General features: G+C 57.3%; 23 protein-coding genes. 9 read left to right on the top strand and 14 right to left on the bottom strand.

The window, feature by feature from the left end:
- Positions 1–93: 93 nt before the first annotated feature.
- Complete coding sequence (locus WC026_RS14605; protein WP_372711742.1) at positions 94–2,370, bottom strand: ABC transporter substrate-binding protein; 2,277 nt, start codon at positions 2,368–2,370, stop codon at positions 94–96.
- Between the two features lie 330 nt (positions 2,371–2,700).
- On the opposite strand from WC026_RS14605, the gene WC026_RS14600 reads away from it, so the two are divergent.
- The gene (locus tag WC026_RS14600; RefSeq protein ID WP_372711741.1) at positions 2,701–3,591 is read left to right on the top strand and encodes an SDR family NAD(P)-dependent oxidoreductase; all 891 of its coding nucleotides are present in this window, start codon (positions 2,701–2,703) and stop codon (positions 3,589–3,591) included.
- Between the two features lie 308 nt (positions 3,592–3,899).
- Entirely contained in the window at positions 3,900–5,012 is a 1,113-nt protein-coding gene (locus tag WC026_RS14595; RefSeq protein WP_372711740.1) for a beta-ketoacyl-ACP synthase III, read from the top strand.
- A gap of 15 nt (positions 5,013–5,027) precedes the next feature.
- On the opposite strand, the gene WC026_RS14590 is transcribed toward WC026_RS14595, so the two are convergent.
- Together WC026_RS14590 and WC026_RS14585 are read right to left on the bottom strand one after the other, a co-directional pair.
- Positions 5,028–6,860 carry a PAS domain S-box protein gene (locus tag WC026_RS14590; protein WP_372711739.1) on the bottom strand — a complete coding sequence of 611 codons (1,833 nt, stop codon included), beginning with the start codon at positions 6,858–6,860 and terminating at the stop codon, positions 5,028–5,030.
- A gap of 157 nt (positions 6,861–7,017) precedes the next feature.
- The gene (locus WC026_RS14585; protein WP_372711738.1) at positions 7,018–7,725 is read right to left on the bottom strand and encodes a DUF1345 domain-containing protein; all 708 of its coding nucleotides are present in this window, start codon (positions 7,723–7,725) and stop codon (positions 7,018–7,020) included.
- 275 nt (positions 7,726–8,000) lie between these two features.
- Between WC026_RS14585 and WC026_RS14580 the strand changes: the two genes are divergently transcribed.
- Complete coding sequence (locus WC026_RS14580) at positions 8,001–8,414, top strand: response regulator (RefSeq protein ID WP_372711737.1); 414 nt, start codon at positions 8,001–8,003, stop codon at positions 8,412–8,414.
- Positions 8,415–8,453: 39 nt separating this feature from the next.
- Here the strand turns inward: WC026_RS14580 and WC026_RS14575 are convergent, their stop codons facing one another.
- Positions 8,454–9,119 (bottom strand): response regulator, encoded by a 666-nt coding sequence (locus WC026_RS14575; protein ID WP_372711736.1) that lies wholly within the window; start codon positions 9,117–9,119, stop codon positions 8,454–8,456.
- Between the two features lie 15 nt (positions 9,120–9,134).
- Positions 9,135–11,483 (bottom strand): ATP-binding protein, encoded by a 2,349-nt coding sequence (locus WC026_RS14570; protein WP_372711735.1) that lies wholly within the window; start codon positions 11,481–11,483, stop codon positions 9,135–9,137.
- A gap of 320 nt (positions 11,484–11,803) precedes the next feature.
- On the opposite strand from WC026_RS14570, the gene WC026_RS14565 reads away from it, so the two are divergent.
- On the top strand, positions 11,804–12,130 hold the full coding sequence (locus tag WC026_RS14565; RefSeq protein WP_372711734.1) for a helix-turn-helix domain-containing protein: 327 nt from the start codon (positions 11,804–11,806) through the stop codon (positions 12,128–12,130).
- A gap of 230 nt (positions 12,131–12,360) precedes the next feature.
- On the opposite strand, the gene WC026_RS14560 is transcribed toward WC026_RS14565, so the two are convergent.
- The gene (locus WC026_RS14560; protein ID WP_372711733.1) at positions 12,361–12,579 is read right to left on the bottom strand and encodes a hypothetical protein; all 219 of its coding nucleotides are present in this window, start codon (positions 12,577–12,579) and stop codon (positions 12,361–12,363) included.
- Between the two features lie 415 nt (positions 12,580–12,994).
- Here WC026_RS14560 and WC026_RS14555 point away from each other — a divergent pair, with 415 nt between their 5' ends.
- Positions 12,995–13,405 (top strand): hypothetical protein, encoded by a 411-nt coding sequence (locus WC026_RS14555; RefSeq protein ID WP_372711732.1) that lies wholly within the window; start codon positions 12,995–12,997, stop codon positions 13,403–13,405.
- Between the two features lie 89 nt (positions 13,406–13,494).
- Here WC026_RS14555 and WC026_RS14550 read toward each other — a convergent pair whose 3' ends face one another.
- The 6 genes from WC026_RS14550 to WC026_RS14525 all read right to left on the bottom strand — a co-directional run bounded on the left by WC026_RS14550 (position 13,495) and on the right by WC026_RS14525 (position 19,069).
- Positions 13,495–13,773, bottom strand: coding sequence for a hypothetical protein (locus tag WC026_RS14550; RefSeq protein WP_372711731.1), 279 nt, complete (start codon positions 13,771–13,773; stop codon positions 13,495–13,497).
- 189 nt (positions 13,774–13,962) lie between these two features.
- A complete protein-coding gene (locus tag WC026_RS14545) occupies positions 13,963–15,000 on the bottom strand; it encodes a cysteine synthase A (protein ID WP_372711730.1) in 1,038 nt (345 codons plus the stop codon).
- Between the two features lie 106 nt (positions 15,001–15,106).
- The gene (locus WC026_RS14540) at positions 15,107–15,973 is read right to left on the bottom strand and encodes a sulfurtransferase (protein WP_372711729.1); all 867 of its coding nucleotides are present in this window, start codon (positions 15,971–15,973) and stop codon (positions 15,107–15,109) included.
- 379 nt (positions 15,974–16,352) lie between these two features.
- Complete coding sequence (locus WC026_RS14535) at positions 16,353–16,784, bottom strand: DUF411 domain-containing protein (RefSeq protein WP_372711728.1); 432 nt, start codon at positions 16,782–16,784, stop codon at positions 16,353–16,355.
- 223 nt (positions 16,785–17,007) lie between these two features.
- Entirely contained in the window at positions 17,008–18,405 is a 1,398-nt protein-coding gene (locus WC026_RS14530; RefSeq protein WP_372711727.1) for an ATP-binding protein, read from the bottom strand.
- Complete coding sequence (locus WC026_RS14525) at positions 18,392–19,069, bottom strand: response regulator (protein WP_372711726.1); 678 nt, start codon at positions 19,067–19,069, stop codon at positions 18,392–18,394. The genes WC026_RS14530 and WC026_RS14525 overlap by 14 nt, the downstream gene beginning before the upstream one ends.
- A 372-nt stretch (positions 19,070–19,441) precedes the next feature.
- Between WC026_RS14525 and WC026_RS14520 the strand changes: the two genes are divergently transcribed.
- Complete coding sequence (locus WC026_RS14520; RefSeq protein ID WP_372711725.1) at positions 19,442–19,849, top strand: hypothetical protein; 408 nt, start codon at positions 19,442–19,444, stop codon at positions 19,847–19,849.
- Positions 19,850–20,262: 413 nt separating this feature from the next.
- Here the strand turns inward: WC026_RS14520 and WC026_RS14515 are convergent, their stop codons facing one another.
- Positions 20,263–20,745 carry an EamA family transporter gene (locus WC026_RS14515; RefSeq protein ID WP_372711724.1) on the bottom strand — a complete coding sequence of 161 codons (483 nt, stop codon included), beginning with the start codon at positions 20,743–20,745 and terminating at the stop codon, positions 20,263–20,265.
- Between the two features lie 43 nt (positions 20,746–20,788).
- Between WC026_RS14515 and WC026_RS14510 the strand changes: the two genes are divergently transcribed.
- A complete protein-coding gene (locus WC026_RS14510) occupies positions 20,789–21,556 on the top strand; it encodes a hypothetical protein (protein WP_372711723.1) in 768 nt (255 codons plus the stop codon).
- 308 nt (positions 21,557–21,864) lie between these two features.
- Here WC026_RS14510 and WC026_RS14505 read toward each other — a convergent pair whose 3' ends face one another.
- The gene (locus WC026_RS14505) at positions 21,865–22,164 is read right to left on the bottom strand and encodes a hypothetical protein (RefSeq protein ID WP_372711722.1); all 300 of its coding nucleotides are present in this window, start codon (positions 22,162–22,164) and stop codon (positions 21,865–21,867) included.
- 19 nt (positions 22,165–22,183) lie between these two features.
- On the opposite strand from WC026_RS14505, the gene WC026_RS14500 reads away from it, so the two are divergent.
- Together WC026_RS14500 and WC026_RS14495 are read left to right on the top strand one after the other, a co-directional pair.
- On the top strand, positions 22,184–22,603 hold the full coding sequence (locus WC026_RS14500) for a hypothetical protein (protein ID WP_372711721.1): 420 nt from the start codon (positions 22,184–22,186) through the stop codon (positions 22,601–22,603).
- A 7-nt stretch (positions 22,604–22,610) separates the two neighbouring features.
- Positions 22,611–23,577, top strand: a 967-nt coding sequence (locus tag WC026_RS14495) for a relaxase/mobilization nuclease domain-containing protein (protein ID WP_372711720.1), incomplete at its 3' end; no start/stop codon positions are given.

Raw genomic sequence — 23,577 nt, 5'->3', positions numbered from 1 at the left:
TGCGTCGGCAATGAGCAGTGGCTAAATGCAGTTAATTCCGTGCATTGGAAGCATGGATGTCACGCATATGACACGTGAAGGGCTCGCCGGCGGCTAACTCAAACTGAGTTCGTAGACATAAAAGGCCAGCGCCGCTGTGGCGAGCGGCACACCGGCGATATGCAGGAAGCTGAGCGACTTTCGCAGCCAGCCCACAGGCTCTATCCACCTGTTCACCCGCGCGATCGTAACAGCGATGATCATGCTCAGCATCAGATAGCTGAATAAGAACATGCGATCCGACAGCGTCTCCACGTTCGCATCCAGCTTCGGCAACGCCAGATAGAGCGCCACCGCCGACAGAAGCGCGGTGACCTGAATGGTGACGATCGCCTCGAAGTGATGCGTCGAGATGAAGATCGAAAGATAGGCGATCATCAGGATGAAGCCGAGAGGCACGACGACACGCAGGAAATAATCGGTCGTCTGCCGCTTCATCAGCCAAACAAAATTCGCCTTGTAAAACGGCACGACGCTCGGCTCGAGGGTCTGCGCATCGACGGTGCGCACGAAATCCTCGTCGTATCCGACGTACTGATCTTTCGGCAGCCAGCCATCGACATTGACGAGCCTGTCACGCAGATTATCCGGCGGCGGCTGTACGATAAACGGCGCATTGCCGTTCTTGGGTTGAATATCGATTGAGAACCGCTGCGTATCGAACGGATAATCGAGCAGCTGCGGCTCATAGAGAAACTTGCCGGACACGCGATAAATCTTCATGTGATCCGGGAACGCTTCGCTCTTGCCGCCATCGTGAATCGGCCGAACGGTGATCTGCCTATCGTTTGATCCCGGCTCCAGGTAGGCGTTGGAAAATTCGATCTGGTCGATCGACGCGCCGCCACGATCGTTCATCGAGAGGTAGAAATCAGCCAGAAATGTCTTTTCATTGTCGTCGATGTGCTCGGCACGAATGAGATCGATATCGGCGTAGAGCGTGTCGATGCGTTGCATGTGATTGTTGCGCAGGTGCGCGAACTGCAACGGCGCAAGCTGCGTATGCCCGAGGCCACGCGGCAGCATGAGAATCATCGGCGTTCGTGCAGCCGCGCGCGACGCCTGCTGGAACGACCAGTTATCGAAGCGTCCCTGGAACGTGCCGCGCCCCAACGCATAGGCCGACTGCAGGCGCTGAGCGATCAAGCTGCGAAGTTCCGGCAGACTGGTCGTCACGTCCTTTCCTCGTGCCGCTTCCGCAAGGAGTCCGACCATATCGGCATACTGCGTTCCAGCGGAAAGCGCCCGCATGTTGTCATCGTCGACGACGCTTAACGGAACGTCCTCGTCACGCGCCTTGCACTTGCCGCTTTTCCAGCCGGGAGCGGCATTATTTTTCGCACCTTGGAAAATCCAGGCGCTCGGATCGGAAGAATCCGATACGAGCTTGCGCAGCCGGTCATTGTAGACGTCCGGAAATCCGTCCCATGCGAGCTGGAAAATATCGTTCGGATAAGCGGCATCGCCGTTGAGATCGAGAGACGCCAGACGGCCGGTCATGAAGACCGGTGGCGTCAGACCGGCGTCCTTGAACTGCTTCAGAACATCTTTCGTCCGGCTGCTGCCGACACTGAGAAAAACAAAATCGATGTTCTTGCTCTTGAGGTCGGCAATCGCCGAAGCAAGCTCGCTCGAATCGAGAATATCATCGCCGACGGTATGCAGGCGATGGTCGGCAGCCATGACACCGGCCCCGAACAGCTTCGTCAGCGCGTCACCGAAATTGCTGCTCGCCACCGCCCCATCGACACCGATGAACGCCGGACGTGCGATCTTCATCTGCTTCACGAATTCCGCGATAACCGGCATTCGCTCTTCGTCTTCGGAAGGTCGCGTCGTAAACACGTTCGGATAATCGGCAAAAAGACCGCCGACCGAAATGTCGGAGACGAACGGAATGCCGCTCGTCTTGAGCTCCTTGCCCGATGCATCGAAGGCCGCCTTCGCCCGCGTCGCATTCGACATGCCGATCATCGCAAGGGTTTGAGGATCGGCAAGCGCCACGGCCATGTTGGCAGCCGCCTTCTTCTCGTCGCGCTGATCATCGAGGAACATCACTTGCAGCCTCCGGCCGGCAACGCCGCCATTGCGGTTGACGCGGCGCTGCTCTTGCACTGTGAGCCGTTTGATCGCGGCGAGCTGCCCGTTGTCGTAACAAAGATCATCACGCGACGAAACGAAGATGGGCACGCTCAAGGGCGGCCGTTGCGCCGCTTCCACGCCATCGACAGCATCGAGGCTGACCGGCATGCTGGCACTGACAATGACCGTGAACAACGCGAGCAGGATCGCAGTGATCCGCCGCAGCAAAATGGAACCCGTGCTGCGCATACCGTCCTTCAACAACGCAAGAGTCACCTGATCCCACCCGACGATTGCTTGATGTGCCCGAAAAAGCTGAGGACTGGCCTACCCCTGGCCAGCCGCGCTCCTTTTAGCAAAGCCGTGCCCTTAAAGAATGGAGAAATTAGGTTGCTGTCCCCGCTTCTCCGAAAACCGCGCACGCGCGCATGAAATCAACCCTATCGTTGCCTATCCGGGAATGATTTTTCGTGTCCGGCAAATTCGTATCTGGGCAAGCGCCAAGCGGACCACTCTTGCTGCCGCTGAAGGGCCTGCCTACGTTCCGTGCGGCTCACTCGTCGAACACCAGGAGACCGCATGCCGCCTGAAACCGCCGCCTGGCTTTCCCGTCTGCTACCGTGGCGAGCGCCCGTCGACGCGAATGCCGTTCGTCTTGCGCGCTCCACAGTCGCCCATTTGAAGCCGGCCGTCGTCATCACTGGGGGATCGCGCGGAATAGGATTGGCGCTCGCCAAACGCTTCATCGAAGCGGATCACACGACCGTCATCGTGGCGCGCAACGCCCTCACTCTCGCCGAAGCCATCGCCGGCCTCAAGACCGCAACCGGCGTGGAACCGCTTTCGATCCTATGCGACGTCACCGAGCCCAACGCCGCGGAGATCATCGCGGCGGCGCTCACCGACGCGAATTTGTATCTCGATGTGCTCGTCAACAACGCGGGAACGGGCCTCGCCGGGCCGTTCCTCGAACAAACGCCGCAGGATTTGTCACGCCTTCTCGCGCTGAACGTCGAAAGCCTGACGCGGCTGACCCGCGCCGCACTTCCGGATATGATCGCACGCCGGCAGGGAGGCATTTTGAATATCGCGTCCCTCGGCGCCTACGTACCCGGACCCAACCAGGCGGCCTACTACGCCAGCAAAGCCTATATTCTCTTCCTAACCGAGGCGATCGCCAGCGAAGTCGCGGGCCAGGGCGTTCGCGTATCGGCCTTGACGCCGGGACCTGTCGACACCGGATTTCATCGCGACATGGGCGCCGAGAGATCGCTGTATCGCATGATCTTACCGTCCATGACGGCCGACCGCGTCGCGCGAAGCGCCTATCGCCGCTTCATGTTCGGTCAGCGCGTCATCGCGCCGGGGTTGTTCAATCTCGTATTCGTCGTCGCGTTAAAGGTTCTTCCACACATCATAACGGTGCCGATGATGCGCGGTCTGCTGAAGCGCGAATTCTTCCGGCGTTAAGCATCCGTTTGTTTCGCGTTTGCATTATCGCAACCAATTTCGGTTTATGTATCAGGAAACCTGGATTGAGGTATCGCGTATCCGGGTCCTCCTCGCGGCCGCGCTCTGCGGGCTCTTCCGGGCTCGGTAAATTGCAGCGTGGCCGCGCCCCATTTCTCCAGGATTCAAGCACCCGGCGGCATTACGGTCATGCCAAAGGCCGGCCTTCCGCGCCCTCGCGACAGTGCGTCGTCGGCGTGCTATGAAGCGCGTCGACAAAAACAAGGGGCCGCTTGAACCGGCTTCGCCCGATCCTGGAAACACCCGCCGTGCCACAACCCGTAATTGCCGCAACCGGGCTTTACGTTCCACCTTTCAGCATCAGCAATCATGAACTGGTCGCCGCTTTCAACGCTTTCGTTGAAAGGTTCAACGCTGAGAACGCTGCGGCGATCGCCGATGCGACCGTCGCGCCGCTGCAGCCCTCCTCGGCCGAGTTCATCGAAAAAGCCTCCGGCATCAAATCGCGTCACGTGATGGACAAAACGGGCATCCTCGACCCGGCGATCATGCGGCCCGTCCTCCCCGAACGTCCCAACGACCAGATTTCGGTCCTCGCCGAAATGGCGGTCGCCGCCGCCAACGACGCGTTCAGCCATTGGACAGGCGTAAAAAGCGACATCGGCGCCGTCATCTGCGCGGCATCGAACATGCAGCGCCCCTATCCCGCGATGGCCGTCGAAGTGCAACATGCGCTCGGATTGAACGGCTTCGCGTTCGACATGAACGTCGCCTGCTCGTCCGCGACTTTCGGAATAAAGACGGCGGCCGACTTCATCGCAAGCGGCTCGGCAAATGCCGTTCTGATGGTCAATCCGGAAATCTGCTCGGGCCACCTGAACTTCAGGGACCGTGATAGTCATTTCATCTTCGGCGACGTCGCAACCGCCGTCATCATATCGGGTTCTGAAACGCCGGGCGCATGGCGCATTCTCGGCACGCGTCTCCAGACGCAGTTCTCGAACAATATCCGCAACAACTTCGGATTTCTGAATCGCGCTGCGCCGGAAGGCATTGGCAAAGTCGACAAGCTGTTCGTGCAGGAGGGACGCAAGGTCTTCAAGGAAGTCGTGCCGATGGTGTCGGAACTGATCCTCGCTCACGCCCGCGATATCGGCGTCGATCCGCGCGCGCTGAAACGGCTTTGGCTGCACCAGGCTAACATCAACATGAATGAAATGATCGGCCGCAAGGTGCTTGGACGCGAGCCGCGCCCTGACGAGAATGTCATCATTCTCGATACATTCGCGAATACCAGCTCCGCCGGCTCGATCATCGCATTCCACACCGCGAATGATGATTTTAAGGGCGGAGAGCGCGGCTTGATTTGCAGTTTTGGCGCCGGCTATTCCGCAGGCACCGTGTTCGTCGAAAAGATTTGACGTCTGTCGGCTCGATCAGGTCGCTTTCCTGAAAGGCACGACGACATTGTCGCCGTTGACCATTTCCTGAACGACATCGATAAGCCGCTGCCGCTGGAACGGCTTCTTGATCAACGCCATCTGCTGATAGGCTTCAGGCAATCCCTCGCGTCCATAGCCGCTGACGAATGCGAATGGAATTTTCCGCCCGACGAGCACACCGGCCAGCGTATCGACCGGATCTCCCGCAAGATTGGCATCGAGCAGCGCCGCGTCGATATCCTCGCTTTCGACAAGGCTCAACGCTTTTTGCAGCGTCGTCGCCGGGCCGACCACCTCGCACCCTGCGTCTTCCAGGCTCGCGACAATGTCCATCGCAATCAGCGGCTCGTCATCAACGACGAGAATGCGCTTACCCTCAATCGTGCTATTCTGCGACGACGATGCAAGTCCTTGCACAGCTTGGGGCCCCTCGAACAGCGGACGGAAATACGATCCGCTGCCGCTGGACTCGCTCTCCGGAAGTGGCAGCGTGATTTCGCACGTCACGCCCTCCGCCTCGTAACGAATTGACGTGACGCCGCCATGGGCTTCGAGACTCTTTTCTATCAGCGTCGTCCCGAAACCGCGCGATTGCGGCACCGTAACCTTCGGGCCGCCTCGCTCCTCCCATTGCAAAATAAGTTTGCGCTGAGCGTCGGTGCGAACCATCCACCGGATCGAAAGCGTCCCTCGCGGGTCGGACAAGGCGCCGTATTTGATCGCATTCGTGGCAAGCTCGTGCAGAACGAGACTTAAATGCAATGCGGCCTGCGCGTTCAGCATCACCAAAGGGCCGGAACTGGAAATGCGCTCGTCCTCGCTGCCGCAAAACGGCAGCTGGTTGCGAATGATAGCCGAAAGTTCCGCTCCCTGCCATGTCGATTGGGTAAGCAGATTATGAGTTCTCGCTAGTGATTGCAGTCGGCCACCGAAGCTCGCCGCAAAATCGCTGGGACTTTTTGCACGATGAACGGTTTGGTTGGCGATCGATTGCACCGTCGCAAGCGTATTTTTTACGCGATGATTGAGTTCACCGATCAACAGCTGCTGCAGTCGTTCGGCGTGCTTGCGTTCCGTGATATCGCGCCCGACTTTTGATGCACCGATCAGATTACCGGAATTGTCACGCATCGGCGATATGGTGACTGAAATATCGATACGTCGGCCATCCTTTGCGAGACGCACGGTTTCGAAATGATCGATGTGCTGCCCACTGCGGATTCGCGCAAGAATATTCTCCTCTTCGAATTGCAGTTCAGGCGGAATGATGCGCGTGATAGGCTGCCCGACGATCTCCTCAGGCGAATACCCGAATATTTTTTCCGCACCCGCATTCCAGCTGGTAATGATGCCCTCGAGCGTCTTGCCAACGATCGCATCGTCGGAAGAGGCGACGATGGCCGCGAGGCGCGCAGCCTTCAGCTCGTCTTCTCGCCGTGCCGTGACGTCACGCGTGATCGCAAGTTGGCCAGTTTTGCCATCGGCGAGACGGATCGGGACGGCATGCGTTTCCATCCGCCGCCGCGTGCCTCCGCATCCGATGATATCAAAAGTCCACATCAGCCTTTCGCCGTTGCAGACGCGCTGATGATTGGCCTGCCAGGCATCGCGAAATTCCGGCGCGATGAGATCGAGAACGGAAGCTCCTTCAACCTGCGCCCCGTTCTCCGCTTCGACCATCCGAAGGCCAGACGGGTTCATCTGAACGAGCCGGCCGTCCGGGGCGACGATCTTAATGCATTCGGGACTTGTCTCGAAAATAGCCGCAAGCAGCTGCCGCTCGTTCTCGAAACGGCTTTCATGATTTTCACTGAGTGCTTGATTCAAAACGGAAATTCCGCTCGAAACGGGATTGTCCTGCATTTTTAGTATGAATGCCCCTGCACGCTAAGCCTATTTGAAGGGCCGCACGGATCATTTTTAAATCATCTCTAAGCAGAACCAAACATTCCGCACCCCAGTTTGGTTCCATTTTTTTTCGCGTTTAAGCGAGGCTGGCCGCCAGATTGATGGTCAGCGCCAAAACCATCGTATTGAAGAAAAAAGCAACAATAGCATGCAAGGTCGTAAGCCTCCGCATGGACTTGGAATTGATCATCACATCGGACGTTTGCGACGCCGCGCCGAACGACGTCGAAAAATAGAAAAAATCCCAGTAGTCGGGCTCCTTGTCCTCCGGAAATGCGAGAGCTTGCGGCGCATCCTTATTGGCCGCTCCGTGCGGCGCATAGAATTCGTGCGCATAGTGCAACGTGAATACGATCTGCGTCACGAGCCAGGATATCACGATTGTCGCGCCAGCAAGTCCGACGAAGAAAAGCTTGCCGTCGGTCGAGGCTCCCTTGGCTTCCGCGATGATCCCGAAGATTGCGGCGAAGCTCGAAAAGATACCGAGCAGGACGACGACGAGAATGACGACGGCACTGTCATCCTGGCGAGCCGCTCGTTTTCTCAGCGCTTGCCCAGAGCAATTGCGCATAACGCGAAACGCCATGATGAGATAGACAGCGCCACCGGCGCACCACGCCAGCGCTTCGCGAACCGGGCCGCGAAAGGAATTCGGCAGCAGCAAGAAAACCGCAAGCCCGGCGATGGCGGCGGCGAAGGCGCGAGGTCGCAAGACGAGTGAACGCCAGACCGAAAGAGGGTTGTACCACGTCGCACGCTTGCGAGCCGTCGCTGAGGTGTTCATGAATTCTGCGTATCCTGCCGGTAGGGAAATACGAATAGACACACGCGCAAACGCCCGTACGAGCTTGCCCCGCGACCGCACGACATATTAAGGCGGCCTCTCCCCTTCAACAATCGCAAGCACGCAAGCCATTCGGCTGGTTGCCCGGCACAAGAGCCGTCTCAGCCCCGCGAGAATAGGACTTGTGGCCTATAGCCTCCCGCTGACTGGCAAACGGTGGCGAAAAGATTTTTTCTAGGTACGACGCGCCGTTATGAGGTCAGGAGTCACTAACGATGGGGCCCGCGCTCGCATCCGACACCAAACGATCGGTCTTGCACGCCGAGTCACGGCCGTTGGTCGCGGTCATCGAAGATGATTACCAGTCTTCGCTTGCGCTCACGATGCTCATCGATGATTGGGGTTACGCGTGCATCGCCGCACGCTCCTCGCAAGAGGCGGTCAGCACACTCGGCTCACGCCTCCATCAGATCGCAGCCATCGTGACGGATGTTGAAATTGGCGGTCAAATGCGCGGCGTCCGAGACGCCCTGGCGATTGCATCCGCTTTAGGCCGCTCCATTCCGACGATCGTGACCACGGGCCACGGAGACTACGCGTCGGATTGCAAACCATTTCCCGTTATTCGCAAGCCATTCGATCCCGACATTCTGCACGCATGGCTTGTCCAAAAACTCGGATACCGCTGAGGCGGCTCGTCGGCTGCATTCGCGCAAAGGATCCAGACATTAGCACCGCGTCGCAAGTTCGGTGCGGTTCCTGGCGCCGAAATGCGAGAAGAGGGCAGCGAGGTGAATTTTGACCGTGCCTTCCGCGATGTCGAGTTCACGCGCAATTTCCTTATTGGACAGACCTCGGCGGACACAATCCAAAACATCGCGTTGGCGCGGTGAAATAGGCTTCGTGCCGGTTACGCCGCTGGTATCCCACTTCTTCTCGATCTGCTCCGGCGTCGATGTTCGAGCCGCCGCCGGCGAGCCTGAAGACGTCATGAACCTCGGCACGTAGATACGTCCATCGAGAATGTCCCGGAGCGCCGCCACGATTTCATCGTCCTGCAGCGATTTCGGCACATAGCCGCCGAGCCCTGTCGCGACAGCTTTCAATACGTCGCCGCGCTCTTCAGATCCGGAAACGATCGCCACGCGCACGTCTGGATACGTTTCCTTGATCACGCCAAGGCTTTCAGGGCCGGATACGCCGGGCATCGACAGATCGAACAATGCAAGCCCGATGTCTTCGAGCTCAGACAACCGATCGAGCGCCGCATCGAAGGTCGCCGCCTCGACGACGGTGTGAAACCCAAGCCTGTCTTTCAACAGGAAGCCCAAGCCGGTCCGGTAGAGACTATGGTCATCGGCTACAAGGACAGCATCTCGTTTGGCATTCGTCATGGGCAACTCTGCGTTTTAATCGAAATTGACACGCTCTTCGACAGCCGGAGGACGTACGGCAGATCTGCCGGCTCTTATGACCGCATGTAGCGTCGCGACAATGAGCTCCGGGTCGGCAGGCTTCGTCAACCATGGCCGTCCAGATTTGGCAAGTGTCGCAAGCGTAACCGAATCCGTTCCGCCCGACAGGATGACAGCCGGAATAAAACCGCCGTTTTCGCGTGACATCCGGCTGATGAATTCAAGTCCCGTTTCGCGATCGCGCAAATCGAAATCCAGGATTGCGACGTCGATTGCAAGTCCATCGGAAAACGCCGCTTCCGCTTCCGCGGCGCGTTGATAACCATACACCACGTTACCGCGATCCCTGAGATCTCGGCTCAGCGCCGCAACGATAAGCTCTTCGTCGTCCAGAACGAGGATCTTGAAACCATGAATGTCGGCCTCGTCCTTGGGCGCGCCGACGGTCTGCGGCAAGGTTTCGATCACGCGCTCCGGAGGTAGAACGATGGTAAATCGCGAACCCTTCTGCCAGCGCGAGCAGACGACGATCCTCATGCCCAAAAGGTCTGCGTAGCGCCGCGCGATCGAAAGTCCGAGACCTAACCCGTCGTTGGCGCCGCGCGCGCGCCGATCGTTGCGAGAAAACTCCTCGAATATCTTCTCATGCTGCTCCGGCGAAAGACCCGGGCCGCTATCGTAGATATCGATCATGCGTTGGCCGTTCCGGCGCCGCGCGGCAAGAATGACGCCGCCCTGGTTCGTAAATTTCAGCGCGTTCGAAACCAGATTGCGGATGATTGTCTCGAGCAACGCAGGATCGGTCTCGAGCGTCCAGTTTTGCGCCCGGCTCAGAAATTTCAGTCCGTTCTGCTCAGCTTCCACCTTGAAGCCAACCGACACGCGCTCGATGACCTCCGAAACCGATACTGCGGCCTTCGCCGGTTCGATCAACTTTGCATCGAGGCGCGAGACATTGAGCAAGGCATCGAACATGCCCTTGAGGCCGTGCAGGCCTTCTTCCATTTGCGCGACCAGTGTCGTCGCTTCCCCACCCTGCACACGCCTCGAGAGCGCCCGCGCGAACAGAGTGAGCGCGTGCAGAGGTTGCCGCAGGTCATGACTCGCCGCCGCAAGAAAGCGCGACTTGGCTTCGGTCGCTTGCTCGGCTTCCGCCTTGGCGCGCTCAAGTCCGATATTCTGTTCGGCCAGACGCTGCGTGCGCTCGCGCACCTGACTTTCGAGCGTTTGGTTCGCGGCCGCGAGAGATGCCCGCTGCGCCCCGAGTTCCGCAACCATCGAACGGAGCGACTGGGCCAGCACACGCGCTTCATCATACCCGTCAACCGCCGGAAAATCGACCTGACGCCCGCGGCGCAAACCTTCCGCCGCATCCGCGAGCTGAAGCAACGGCCGGGACAACTTGCCTGCGAGCATCCAGGCGAGAATGGCCGCAAGCGCGGAAAACGCCCCACCCCAAAGCAGAATATTTCGCTGCAAGCTCCTCACCGGCTCGAATGCCAGCGTCTGGTTTTCTCTGACGAGCACGATCCAATGCAGGCCCGGATACGACCGATATCCGTCGCTCTTCGAAAATCCGGTGACATACGACTGCCCATCCGGCCATTGCTCAACGGCGAAATTCGCAACGCCCGCGCGCGCCTCCTTTATGCTCGGCAGGTCGAGCTCTTGTCCCGGAACGTCATCCGGTCCAAACAAAACCTGCTTTTTTTCATTGAGAACGATGACGTCGGCATGAATGGAATTTTTCATGCTACCGAGCAGCGTGTCCTTCACCTCTTCGGCCCAGTCCGCGCTGAGCGTCGCACCGAGGACACCCAACGTTTCGTCGTCGTTGAACACGGGAACCGCCAGATCGATGAAATCTGTCACGCGCCCAGACGGAGATTTTTCCGATACGCCGTCACGAACCTTCACTTCACCGACGTAAGGTTCCTCTATGCCTTTCTTGTACCACTCCCGATCCTTGACATTCCGGCCTTCGCGAATCCCGCCGGTTGCGCTTTCGATCCGGCCGTCGTTGTTTGCAAACCCGATCCAGGAATAGTCGGCGTATGCCGTCTGAAAGCGTTCCAGCGCCGCGCGCAAGGAGTCGGGAGTTTCGGTCTTGGCGGGTATCTTCGCGATCTCCGTCATGTCATCGAGAGACTGCAGGCGCTCGAACATCGCACGGTCGAGCTTGTCCTGCATTTCGTCCGCGAGAAGCGCGAGCGATCGGCCGATCTGCAATTCCAGACGCTTCACCGCGTCGTGCGCAATGACGTAGGAAACCGCCGCGGTGAGCAACAGCGATACGACCGAAATCGCGGCCGCGATCAGCACTTTCAAGGAGACGCGTCGCATCCGGTGTCCGTCTTCCGCGGGACCTGCCGACAGCCTGGAACGCAATCGGGTCGGATATCAAGCTGCTTTGCATTAAATCTCGGTATGCCAGCCGATCGGAATGCCGCCCGTCTCGGCGGCAAAGCGCCCGAGCCAAGTACCCCAGAACTAAGGAAACCGAGGTCCTGGTAGACCATCCGGCCTAATTGGCAAATTGCTCGTCTTAGACCGCACCGCTGAATAGTTTCCGCGATAGAGAGGGCGCAGGTAGATCACGCCGCGCCAACGCTCGCATTTCAACGCGAAGCCCCCATCGCGCGCAAGCTTAGCAGGAGCTACCGATGCAGACCCCTTTGAACATCGCCAAGCCAATTCCCCTGAAAAGCAAGGAGCCGCCGTCACACCTCAAATACGCGCCTCATATCGGCAGGCTCGCAGCGTTCCTTCAACATCACGAGCACCTGAACAGGCACGCCGAAACGGAAGCAAACATCATCGAAGTCAGACGTTCGGATGCCGAGATCGCCTTCCACCTCGGAATCTCGATGGTGGCTCTCGAACAATGTTTCAGCGAGTTGATACGGCAGAACATCATCCGGCTGCGCGGCGCATTTCAGATCGAGATCCTGAACAGCACGCGCTTGTCCGAATTGGCGCGCCTAAAGTGAGGCCATAACGCCGAGACCTGCGGTGACACCGCTTCGCACCGCTGAAAACGTTTCCTCGAAGATGCGCGCCGTCCCTCAACCCTCAAGCGCGCCGCTTCGATAGAGGGGTCCGGCATCCCCCCGCCGGGCCCCTCGCCATTTCGAAGGCCGCACAATATCGAACGTCAGACTGTTTCGGTCGCCGGGCATATCAAATGCACAGCCCGTAAACGACGCGCGCGCCGCAACGCTCAGTGCTCTTTATCCGACGACTGAAGCTGTTGAACGGGAATGTCGTGCCGGGCCATCAAATCGCGCCAATCGGCAACGTGCTTTTCAAGCGTGTTGATGACGGACCGCGTAATGGTGTCGTCATCATAAGGACCATTGACCAGACGTGCGACGCCCGACTTCCAGAACGCAAGTTGTCCCTCGAGTGTCGATAGCTCTCTGTTTGCCCATTCGATCATCGGCGAATGTCCCCGTAAAATGTGCCCGCGATGAATTTACAGCGAATTTGATGTTTTTCGAAATCACGACAGAAAATTCTCGTGAGGTATCCCCGGTGCAGAATACGTCACGCTCGGTGAGCGCGCGCCAGCCGAAGCCGCAAGCAAATACCGCACGCGGCGCACGTAATGTTTCTTAAATCTGGACAGGAACTTGGCGGCCGTACGTCCGGTTTGTGGCGATGCACACACTTTCCGTCGAGTTCCGCGCCGCCGGCATGAAGCCGTCACGAGATTATCCCAATATTTCGCTTCTTCCACCCAACGACGAGATTGCGGAATTCCTCCGAACACCTAACTAAGCACTCGTTTGTTTTCAACGCATCCCACCAGGACAACGTAGATGAAATCCACACGCACCCTCATCGCACTCGCATTGTTCGCCATCCCGCTCGCGGCCCACGCCGAACCCAACGGCAACGTCGAAATGGCGTTTGTCCCGAGCACGATGGACGTTACCCTGCTCAACGAAAACGGCAAGTTCGTCACCATCGACATGAAGAAGATCGCCAAAGGCGAAAAATGCCGGATGGATAAGGACTCCGTCGTCATGAAGGTCGGGCCGGGCGCGACGGCAAACACCGTGCGCGTGCGTTATCTCGCACCCCAGCTCAGTCACGGCGGTTGTCCCTTCATGACCGAATTTGAGTTGTCCGATACTGACTACACTTCAGCTCGCACCGCCTTCACCGCAAAAACCGATGAAGCCTCCAAAAAAGTCGACGACTTGAAAAAACAGCTCGGAAGCAAGTGGAACGAGATCACCGGCAAGAAAGCTGACCAGTAATTTAAAATCGACTTCACGAATTCATAAAAGAAGGCCGGAAGCATTCAGCTTTCGGCCTTCAAAACAAATTGCTTGCTTTGGAAAATTAATCAGCACCCGTTGCTTTGCATGCAGCGGCTGTATCCGGGCTCCTCGACGCCCCATTGCCCAAAACAACCGTGCCGGGCTTCGCGGCATTGGTCGCGCTGCGGATCTTGCTGAACGCCCGCCTGAGCACCCGTCATCGGAACATCGACGAACACATTAAGCCCAGAGCCCCAACCCCAGCCACGTCCGCCAGGTCCACGGTCGCGTCCAGGCCCATCCCCCGCATTCACCAAACCGGTCATTGCCGCCGTTGCGAACACGATAAGCATCATCACTCTCATGGCCGACCTTCCCGCTGGCGCAACTCCGAAAAATATCCTCGGAGCAAGCTTCCGCGGAAAACATTGCCTCCCGGTATACGGGTGGCCCAATTCCGATCTTAGGTTTCCGCTTAGAAAATTTCCGCGCCAAAGCGAAACGAACCGCACCGAACACGGCCGCTCAGGACGCAAGTGGCGCCCTGGCGCGTCCTACGCAAACACTGGCGGCGGACCACTCGCGCTCTCAGGCGAAAGCCAGGCGGGGACCGGCAGGTTTTTGGATGCGAGAAATGACGGGTTGAAGAGCCTCGACTGGTAGCGCGTCCCGGAATCGCAAAGCATGGTCACCACCACATGACCCGGCCCCAGTTCCCGCGCCAGCGCCATTGCGCCCGCGATATTGACCCCGCTCGAGCCTCCGACGCAAAGGCCCTCTTCCACGACGAGTCGATGCACCAGCGGAACTGACTCTGTGTCGGGAATCTCGAATGAGAAGTCAGGCGAGAAACCTTCGAGGTTTTTCGTGATGCGGCCCTGACCGATGCCCTCTGTCACCGAGCCTCCGTGCGCTTCAAGAACCCCGCGCGTATAGAATGAATAGAGCGACGCGCCGGGCGGATCCGCGAGAGCAATCTTCACCGCTGCGCTTCGCGACCTGAGCCCAAGCGCAATTCCAGCGAGCGTCCCCCCTGTCCCGACCGCGGAAACAAAGCCATCAACTTTGCCATCGATCTGTCGCCAGATTTCCTCCGCCGTCGTCCGCGCGTGCCCGTCGCGATTGGCGATATTATCGAACTGGTTCGCCCAAACGGCCCCCTCGGACTCCGTTTTCGCGAGCGCCTCGGCCAGGCGACGCGAGTAATGAACGTAGTTATTGGGATTTGCATAGGGCACCGCCGGTACTTCAACCAGCTTCGCCCCGAGCGCGCGAACCACGTCCTTTTTCTCGACCGACTGCGTGTCGGGCATGACGATGACCGTGCGCAATCCAAACGCCGAGCCGAGCGCCGCGAGACCGATCCCGGTATTCCCAGCCGTGCCCTCGACGACGACACCACCCCGCCTGATGGCCCCGCGCGTCAAAGCATCCTCGATCAAAAACAGCGCCGCTCTGTCTTTGACCGATTGCGCGGGATTCATAAACTCGGCTTTGCCGAGAATCGTGCACCCCGTTTCCTCCGACGCCCGTCGAAGCTTGATCAACGGCGTGTTGCCGACGGCATGAATGAGATTGTCGGCATAAACCACGAATGGGCGCCCCTTTTACCTCTCGCTGATAGGATCAGGAGATGACTATGCCGTCGGCGAGCGAGACGTCAATCCGGGTTAACACCGTCCCAAAACTGCGAACGGATTATTTGCCGAGCCAGATCGTGCCGCTTTTGTTGGTCACCGGAACGCCGACGGCATTGCCATATTCCGTCCACGACCCATCGTAGTTACGGACCTCGTATCCAAGTATCCGCTTTAGCGCGAACCACGAGTGGCTCGACCGCTCCCCAATCCGGCAATAAGTGACGACCGGCTGCGAACCGTCGACGCCTTTCGCGGCATAAATCGCGCGGATGTCATCAACGGGCTTGAATGTGCCGTCGTCATTCACGATCGTCCCCCAGGGAACATTTTCAGCACCCGGAATATGTCCGGCCCGAATGGATAATTCCTTCACACCCTCCGGCGCAAAAATCTTTCCGCTATATTCATCAGGCGAACGAATATCGATCAGCTGCCCGGCAGTCCGGCCCTCCGCAATGGCCAGCACGTCGACAAGGCGAGCCCGCAAGGCGTCATTGCGATCCGGCAGGACGATCGACGACTCGGCAAAGCTCGGCACATCCGCAGTGACGGGAAGCGAACGCGCCTCCCAGAGCTTTCGCCCGCCGTCGAGCAGGCGCACGTTATGGCCAAGCCCGTAGATATCAAGAATCCAGGCGCCCCAGGCCGCGAACCAGTTGTTATGATCGCCGTAGATGACGATCGTCGTATCTGGCGTTACGCCGGCCTTTCGCAAGCACGTCTCAAACTTGGCGCGCGAGGCAATATCCCGGTTCACGGTGTCGACGAGATCGACATGCCAATCGAGATTGACGGCGCCGGGGATGTGCGCGCGCTTGTAAACTTCGGGATCGACGCTGACTTCGAAGATCCTGATCTTTGGATTGTCGAGATTGTCCCTGACCCAATCGGCTGTGACGAGTGGACTTGCGCTTGAATCGGCCACCGGAATTCTCCCTTTCTTTTTTTGCGGAATTTAGCTTTGCAAGCCGTCAAGATATGGCGGCAGACAAAGCCGTTATTCTGAACCAAGCCCCTAGCTGAAAGATGCGTTCTAGCCACGAAGCAAAATTTGAAAAAATCGTCTACTTTCCTACGCACATTGTCAAAACCATACTTCATGTCTGCTGGAGTATCGGCGTTGGATCGCGGCGCAGAGAGTAGATAAAATCTCTATACATCGTAATACGATATAATAGGCCAAGACTATGCGCTATCGAGACGCAACTGTCTTTTTAGACGCTGCCTATCTCGAGCGACCGTCACTCATAAACCCTGATCTCGACTCTCCGATACCGGAGAAGCGGCCCTTCGCGGCCGCGACGTCATTCCGTCATGTAGACCGGCGCCGGTCCCTCTCCGTCAGGAATGGAAAGAATTTTAAACGGCCCTTGCTTGGTCCCCGACATCCCGGGGGAACCTTGCGGCATATCCGGAAGCGAAATGCCCTTGATATCCGACTTTTCTGCAAGCAGGCGCTTGATCGGACCTACCGGGACATGCCCCTCGATCACATACTTGTCGATCATCGTCGAATGGCAACCTCGGAGGTCTTTACGCACGGACGGCACGGCATTCCGCGCTTCCCCACGTTCCAACACCACGACATCGAAGCCGTTTTCGCGCAGATAATCCGCATACGCATCACAACATTGACATCCGGGCTGCTTGTAGAGTGTGGCGGCAATCTTGTCCTCGGCGCCGGCAAGTCCGGACGTCAGGGCGAGCGCGAGAATGGCGAAGGCAAGGCGTTTCATAGGGGCGCTCCTTTCGGACATCGGCCGACATTGCCAAGGCTGGCCAACGGACAATGACAGTGGATGATCGCTCATCGACCTAGTGAACTCAAAAGCTCAAGACGATGAGACGAGACACAATAGCAAAAAATAGCCGCTCGCGAAATTGATCTGAGTCTTAAAATAAGTGGCGCGCCGGAGCTGGCATCGTACGGCGGAACGAGCCGAGAAGAGCGTCTCTAAGCTAAACGGCATCGGACATCTGCCGCTTTGGAAAGGTGATTGCAACGATCAAACCCGGATCGTTATCGGCGAGAGTAATATTTGCCCCATGCAAATCTGCAATGGACGCCACGAGGCTGAGTCCAAGACCGCTTCCCTTTGTCGAACGGCTTTTCTCCAAACGATAGAGACGCCTGAATACCTTGTCGCGTTCTTCGACTGGAATTCCATGTCCGGTATCTTTGACAGTCACCTTCGATCGTCCGTCTTCCTCGCTCAGTTCGACGTCAATTTCCGATTGCGGCGGACAATGTACGATCGCGTTCTCGATCAGATTGATAAAGAGCTGATTGAGAAGTTTCCGGTCACCGTGGACAGTCATGCGCGGTGAATCGCTGATGGACCCAGAAAGTTTATGAGTCCGCTCTTCGGCGACAGCTTCCAACGCATCCAGGATATTGTTAAGCAGGCTGTTGAGTTCGACATCAACAAACTTCGTCTTCCGCGCTCCGGATTCGATCTCCGAAATCCTCAGCAGAGCGTCGAACGTTTCCGAAATCTCGTCGATTTCCTGCACTGCCGCTCCAACGACCTCTTGATATGCGGCAAGGTCTTGTGGGCCAGATTGCGTGATTTCAAGTTTCTGCCGCATGCGCGCTATCGGCGTTCGTAGGTCATGGGCGATATCCATCGATACTTGTTTCAGATTATCGATGAGAGCCTGCAATCTGTTGAGCGTCGCATTGATCAACACGGAAACTTGGTCGAGATCGTCTCCCGCGCGACTGAGAGGGACGCGTTCCTTTAGGCGGCCCGATGCGACGGCATTCAGCACCGCATCCATCGTCGCAATGCGCCGTTGGGCGCTCATCCCCGAAACGTAGCCACCGATCATGGCTGACAAGACGGACAGCCCAATACCCCACAAGAGACCTGTCAAAAGTACGCGTTGCGCGTCCTTGATGTCTCCATTTCCATCGCCGACGAACAACGCGCCATTTTTCACCGGCGTCCATCGCCCGAGAACAGCCGTGCTTGTACGCGGCGCCGTCCACGTTCCGACCAATGGCAACTCGCCCCATGGGATCGTCTTCCAACCAGAGAAGCGAGGAATCACCCGGATGTTGCCTGCAACGTACTCACCCTTGCTATCCACAAGGAGATAAATGTCTTCGTTTGACTGTGCGACCGCGGCATGACGATTGACCATCGCAGCGACCCCCTCGAAGCCACCCCTGACATCAACGTCCGACAACGTCCTGCGCACCTCGTCGACATGAGCTTTGAGATTATCGACAAGCTGTGCGCTGATCACAAAGTACAAAACTGAAAAGATCGCGAGATTTGTCAGCGAAACGATCGCCGCGACCAATGCCGCCAGTCGAATGGCCGCGCGCTGCGTCAGTCTAGTCTTTGTCATCGATGCGATAGCCAAGGCCCCTTACGGTACGGATCAATGGAATGTCGCCGGGTCGATCGATTTTCAATCGTAAGCGGCTGACGTTCGTCTGCACGATAGAAGTTTTCGGATCGAGCTCCAAATCCCAAACCTGCTCGAGCAGCATTGAGCGCGTGACGACGCGACCGCGATTGCGGACCAGAATTTCCAACATGCGGAACTCGCGCGGCTGTAAACGGATGATCTCTCCGCCACGCTTGATTTCCCTCTTGATCAAATCGGCCTCGAGGTCGGCAATCTTAAAATAGAAATCTTCATGCGCAATCGGAGGCCGCCGGCCGAGAGCCGCGACCCTCGCGACGAGCTCCCCGAGCGCGAATGGTTTCACAAGGTAGTCATCAGCTCCGCTTTCGAAGCCTTCGATCCTGTCTTCGATACCGCCAACGGCGGTCAAAAACAGAATAGGCGAACTCACTCGGGCTGCGCGAAGACGTTGAACGATGGAAAGTCCGTCCATTCCGGGCAGCATCCGATCGATGACCAACACGTCGAACCCGCCGACAACGGCAAACTTAAAACCAATCTGGCCGTCATTGGAAACGTCGACATCGTAACCATGTTTGACGAGACTTTGTTTGACGAGTTTTGCCGTTTGGTCGTCGTCTTCGATGAGAAGAATTCGCATCAGGGATCTTCGTTGAAAAACATATTGTCGGGATCGTCGTTCGGTTGCCGTCATGCTCAAGAGAGGGGAGGTCCTGTGCTCACCCCTTTTAAGATCATACCGGAAAACGTTGCTCAACTGTGCTGATGTGCGAAGCCAACGAGCCGACCACCGTGACCTCGGAACGCAAGGTGATCGGACTAAGGCGAGAACATTAGAAATCTGTATGGTTCTCGACAACCGCCGCAGCTTGAAAGCATGGAATCATACAAGTCGGCGATGCTGCGGCCTCATTGACGGCGGACATCCCTCTGAATTTCGAAGCCGGACGAGGGGGATGACCAGATGTTCCATCCGACAGGATATGTTTGCCGAAAACACCGAATTGCGCTCGTGGCTGGGTCTTTGGTTGTAACCTCGCAAGCAGGCGCGGGAACGGTCTGCGTAACCTGCACCCCGCCGAATTTGAGCGTTCGCTGTGAAATTCGAAAGTCGGAAGCCATCGAAGGATTGCCGTTCGGCGAGGACCTTCTGAATAAGGCGTGCGCGAAGCTCATCAAGTCGTCATACAGCGCCCACGGATGTCATGCGTTGAAGGACAAGACGTGTCTCAACTGGCCCGTCAAAAGCTTTTCACTCAAAGAAGCCAAGCGCGCGTTTCTCGGAGAAACGCCGGCCTTGCCGACATCGGAACAGCAAAATGCGGAATCTCCGTTGCCGCCGGACGCATCCGCGCAAGCGCCGCAAAATGCCGTCACGGTCGCTTGGCATAAGTTCATCGCCTTTTTCACTTGGCATTAGCTGAATGGTGCCCAGCGCAATCCGACGCATGCTTGAAAAGCGATACCCGATTTTGCTTGTCGTCATCGGCGCTCTTTGCGGTATTGCAGCTTGCGACAGACCGGACACATCCGCCAATGAGGATGTAGATCGGCAAACTTGCCTTGGGTCAGAGCTTACACCGATTGAGGCTCTCGCGGCGTGTTCCCGTTTCATTGCCGCAACGAACAGACCGAGCCTTAATCGATCCGATGCCTATTACGGTCGTGGCGTTGCATTTGCGGATTTGGGCGAATTTCATCACGCAAAGCTTGATCTTGAGCATGCGTTGAACCTTGATCCGAAAAACAGATGGGCACGCCAACGACTCGAAAACGTAAACCAAGCTTTATCGAAATCGGGAGGCTGAATTTGAATTGCTTCACACCCGACGCTCACCGCCAAGCCACAAGCACAGCTCCGGAAGCCATCATCGCAATGCCAATCCAATTCATCAGCGAAAGAGATTCTCCGAGAACCGTTACGCCAAATATCGCGACCAGAACGACGCCGAGCTTATCGATCGGCGCAACAAGGGCGGCGTCGCCGATCTGCAGAGCCCTGAAATAGCAGAGCCAAGATGCTCCCGTAGCCAAGCCCGAGAGCACAAGAAACAGATACGTATGAAGTGAGACATCGCCGATCTGTTGAAAAAGACCGCGCGCAAGAAGTATGACGCCCAAAGCCGCCATAACCACCACCGTGCGGATGAATGTCGCGAGATCCGAATCGATGTTGGCAACGCCAATTTTTGCGAAGATCGCCGTCAATGCCGCGAAAGTCGCCGACAGAAGAGCCCATACGAGCCAGCCGAATTTTAATTCCACTGTATCAGCTCCTATGTGCGTGAACTTTTGATCGTCCGATATGTACGACATCACAACGGCAGCGCATACTGCCACAGACGAAGGAAAGACGGTCATGAGTAACGGAGATGGCGTACATGCGGCGACCGTATCGAAAGTTGCAGAAATTACGCTTTCATTCTGGATTCTGAAAATCCTCGCGACAACACTCGGAGAAACCGCCGGCGATTATATCTCGATGTCGCTTAACCTCGGATATTATATAGGACTGGCCATCACGTTCGCCGTCCTCATCGTCGTTCTCGCGGCCCAGATCAAATCGCGCGCCTTTCATCCGCTGCTGTTCTGGCTGGCGATTATCGCAACGACAACGGCCGGAACTGAAGTCTCCGATTTTATGGATCGTTCCCTCGGCTTCGGGTACGCGTTAGGTTCGGCACTCTTGGTTGTCGGACTGCTCGTCACGCTTGCATGCTGGTACATGCGCACCGGCAATCTCACGGTCTATCCGCTTTACAGAAATGATAGTGAGCTCTTCTTTTGGCTCGCCGTCCTATTCTCAAACAGCCTTGGCACAGCGTTTGGCGATTTCCTCACCGACAATATCGGGTTCACGTTCCTGCAAGGCGCGGCGGTGACGGCGGCGATCATTCTGATTGTCGGCGCTCTGCACTATTCAAAGTCCCTGCCTGACGTCCTGTTATTTTGGATTGCCTTCGTATTTACGCGTCCATTTGGTGCGACCTTCGGCGACTTTCTCACCAAACCGGCAGAGGTTGGCGGATTAAATTTGCCCCGCGACTACGCGTCTTTGACGACGTTAGTCCTGCTTCTCGCAATTCTCTATGTTTCCACCCGAAGGACCGAAAAGAGCTGCGAATAGCGACGAATTGGAAGCTCATGACCTGAACAATGGTTGGCGCACCATCGTATCGCCGCGGCGCGCCATCACACCACGAATCTATTGGGCTCGAAAATACTGCGCCCAGAGTTCGCTCTTTTATTCAGGAATGGCGCACCCAAGTGGAGCTAGTTCGAACAATTTGCTCGCCGCTCTCGAAGAGCTTGAGAGCGCGTTAGTCGAGGATTTTCAACTGTTTGCTCCGTATCCTGCACCGTAAGCTAGCAGGTCGCCCGGAGAACGGTGGGCGAAAGGTTCGATGAAGCGTCGAGACACAGACGGCTTAACCCTCACGGATGGCGAAGTCTGCCATCAAGCTCGTACTGCGCTTTCAGCCTCCGTTGCGATGCCATCCGTGAATTCTTCGCAAGCTCATGCGCGTATCGTACGCTTGCCTTAACGATCCCCAGCCTCTGCCACATCTGATCCGTTGAGTGACCGTGTTCATACTCCCGATCCGATTCTCGCCGGATGGTATCCTCGGCGCTGGCAAGCAAGTCCGCGACGACTTCACGATACAGTTCCAAAAAAATTTGGGCCTTGCCGGAATCTTCACCGGCATACTTCTCAACGAAGCTTTCCTCGCTCATTGTCGCCCTTCCGCCCAAAATGATCTTCGAGCCATGTCATTCTTTCGGCATGATGCCGGAATCGCCCCATGAGCACAAACAAGCCAGAGCCCGCCGAATCCTCTCCGTTCCGGTATCGCCGGAACAGATGGCGCAGCTTTCACACCGCGCTGGCAGCAAACCGCTGAGCGCCTATGCGCGTGACCAGCTTTTTCCGGCGAATGACAATGCAGCACCTAAAGCTGCGCGGCGCCGAGACACCATCAAAGCGGCCTCTGCCGCCAAGGCGCTGGCACTCATAGGCCCGGCGACCAGCTCGCTTAAATCCATCGCTTACGCCATGGCATCAGGCCTTTTGCCCTACGCGCCAGATACTGAAGCAGCCGTGCTCAAGGCCTGCGCTGACATTGCCGAAATGAAGACTTTGTTGATGAAGACACTCGGCATCAGGGAGAGGTAGCTCCGGGATGATCCTCAAAGCCTCGCAGCGCAGTGGTGCCAAGCAATTGGGGCTTCACCTTATGAAGACCCAAGACAATGAGCACATCGAGGTACACGAGATCCGTGGTTTCGTCTCCGAAGACGTCGTGGGCGCGTTAAAAGAGGCCTATGCGATCAGCAAGGGTACGAAGTGCAAACAGTTCCTGTTCTCCGTCTCGCTCAACCCGCCGCCCCTTGAACGTGTGCCAGTAGAGACGTTCGAGACTGCCATCGCCCGCATTGAGGAGAAGAATGGCCTCACCGGCCAGCCGCGCATTGTTGTCTTCCACGAAAAGGAAGGCCGCCGGCACGCCCACGCCGTCTGGAGCCGGATTGATGCCGACACAATGACGGCAAAGAATCTGTCTTTCTTCAAGATGAAGCTTCGCGACCTCTCGCGCGAACTCTACATCGAGAACGGCTGGAAAATGCCACGCGGCCTAGTGAACAGCCGCGAAGCCGACCCGCGCAATTTTACGCTCGCCGAATGGCATCAGGCCAAGCGTGCAGGCCGCGATGCTCGCGACTTAAAAGCCATAATGCAGGAGTGCTGGGCCGCTTCTGACTCTCACGCAGCTTTCGCGCAGGCGCTCAGGGCGAGAGGGTTCTCCTTGGCCAAGGGGGATCGGCGCGCTCACGTGGTGCTTTCACCGGAGGGAGAGGTGTTTTCCGTCGCACGTACGGTTGGCAAGAAGGCGAAGGAGGTGCTGGCTCGCCTAGGTGACCCAGAACGCTTGCCGACCGTGGCTAACGCCAAGGCGCAGCTCGCCAAGGATCTGTCCTCTACCTTCAAACGTCACATGCGCGAGGCAGCGGAGCAAAAGCGCCGCGAGTGTCAACGCCGGAGAGAATGTGCAGCAGATTTCCGGAGCAAAAGTGCAGCACCGACGCCAGCAAGAAGGCCCCCGATATCGGGGGCCTTCTTGCTTATGGAGCCTTATTGCTGCGCGGTTT

The sequence above is a fragment of the Hyphomicrobium sp. genome (assembly GCF_041674905.1).
Lineage (GTDB): Bacteria > Pseudomonadota > Alphaproteobacteria > Rhizobiales > Hyphomicrobiaceae > Hyphomicrobium_B.
This window is presented reverse-complemented; position numbering and strand designations above follow the sequence as displayed.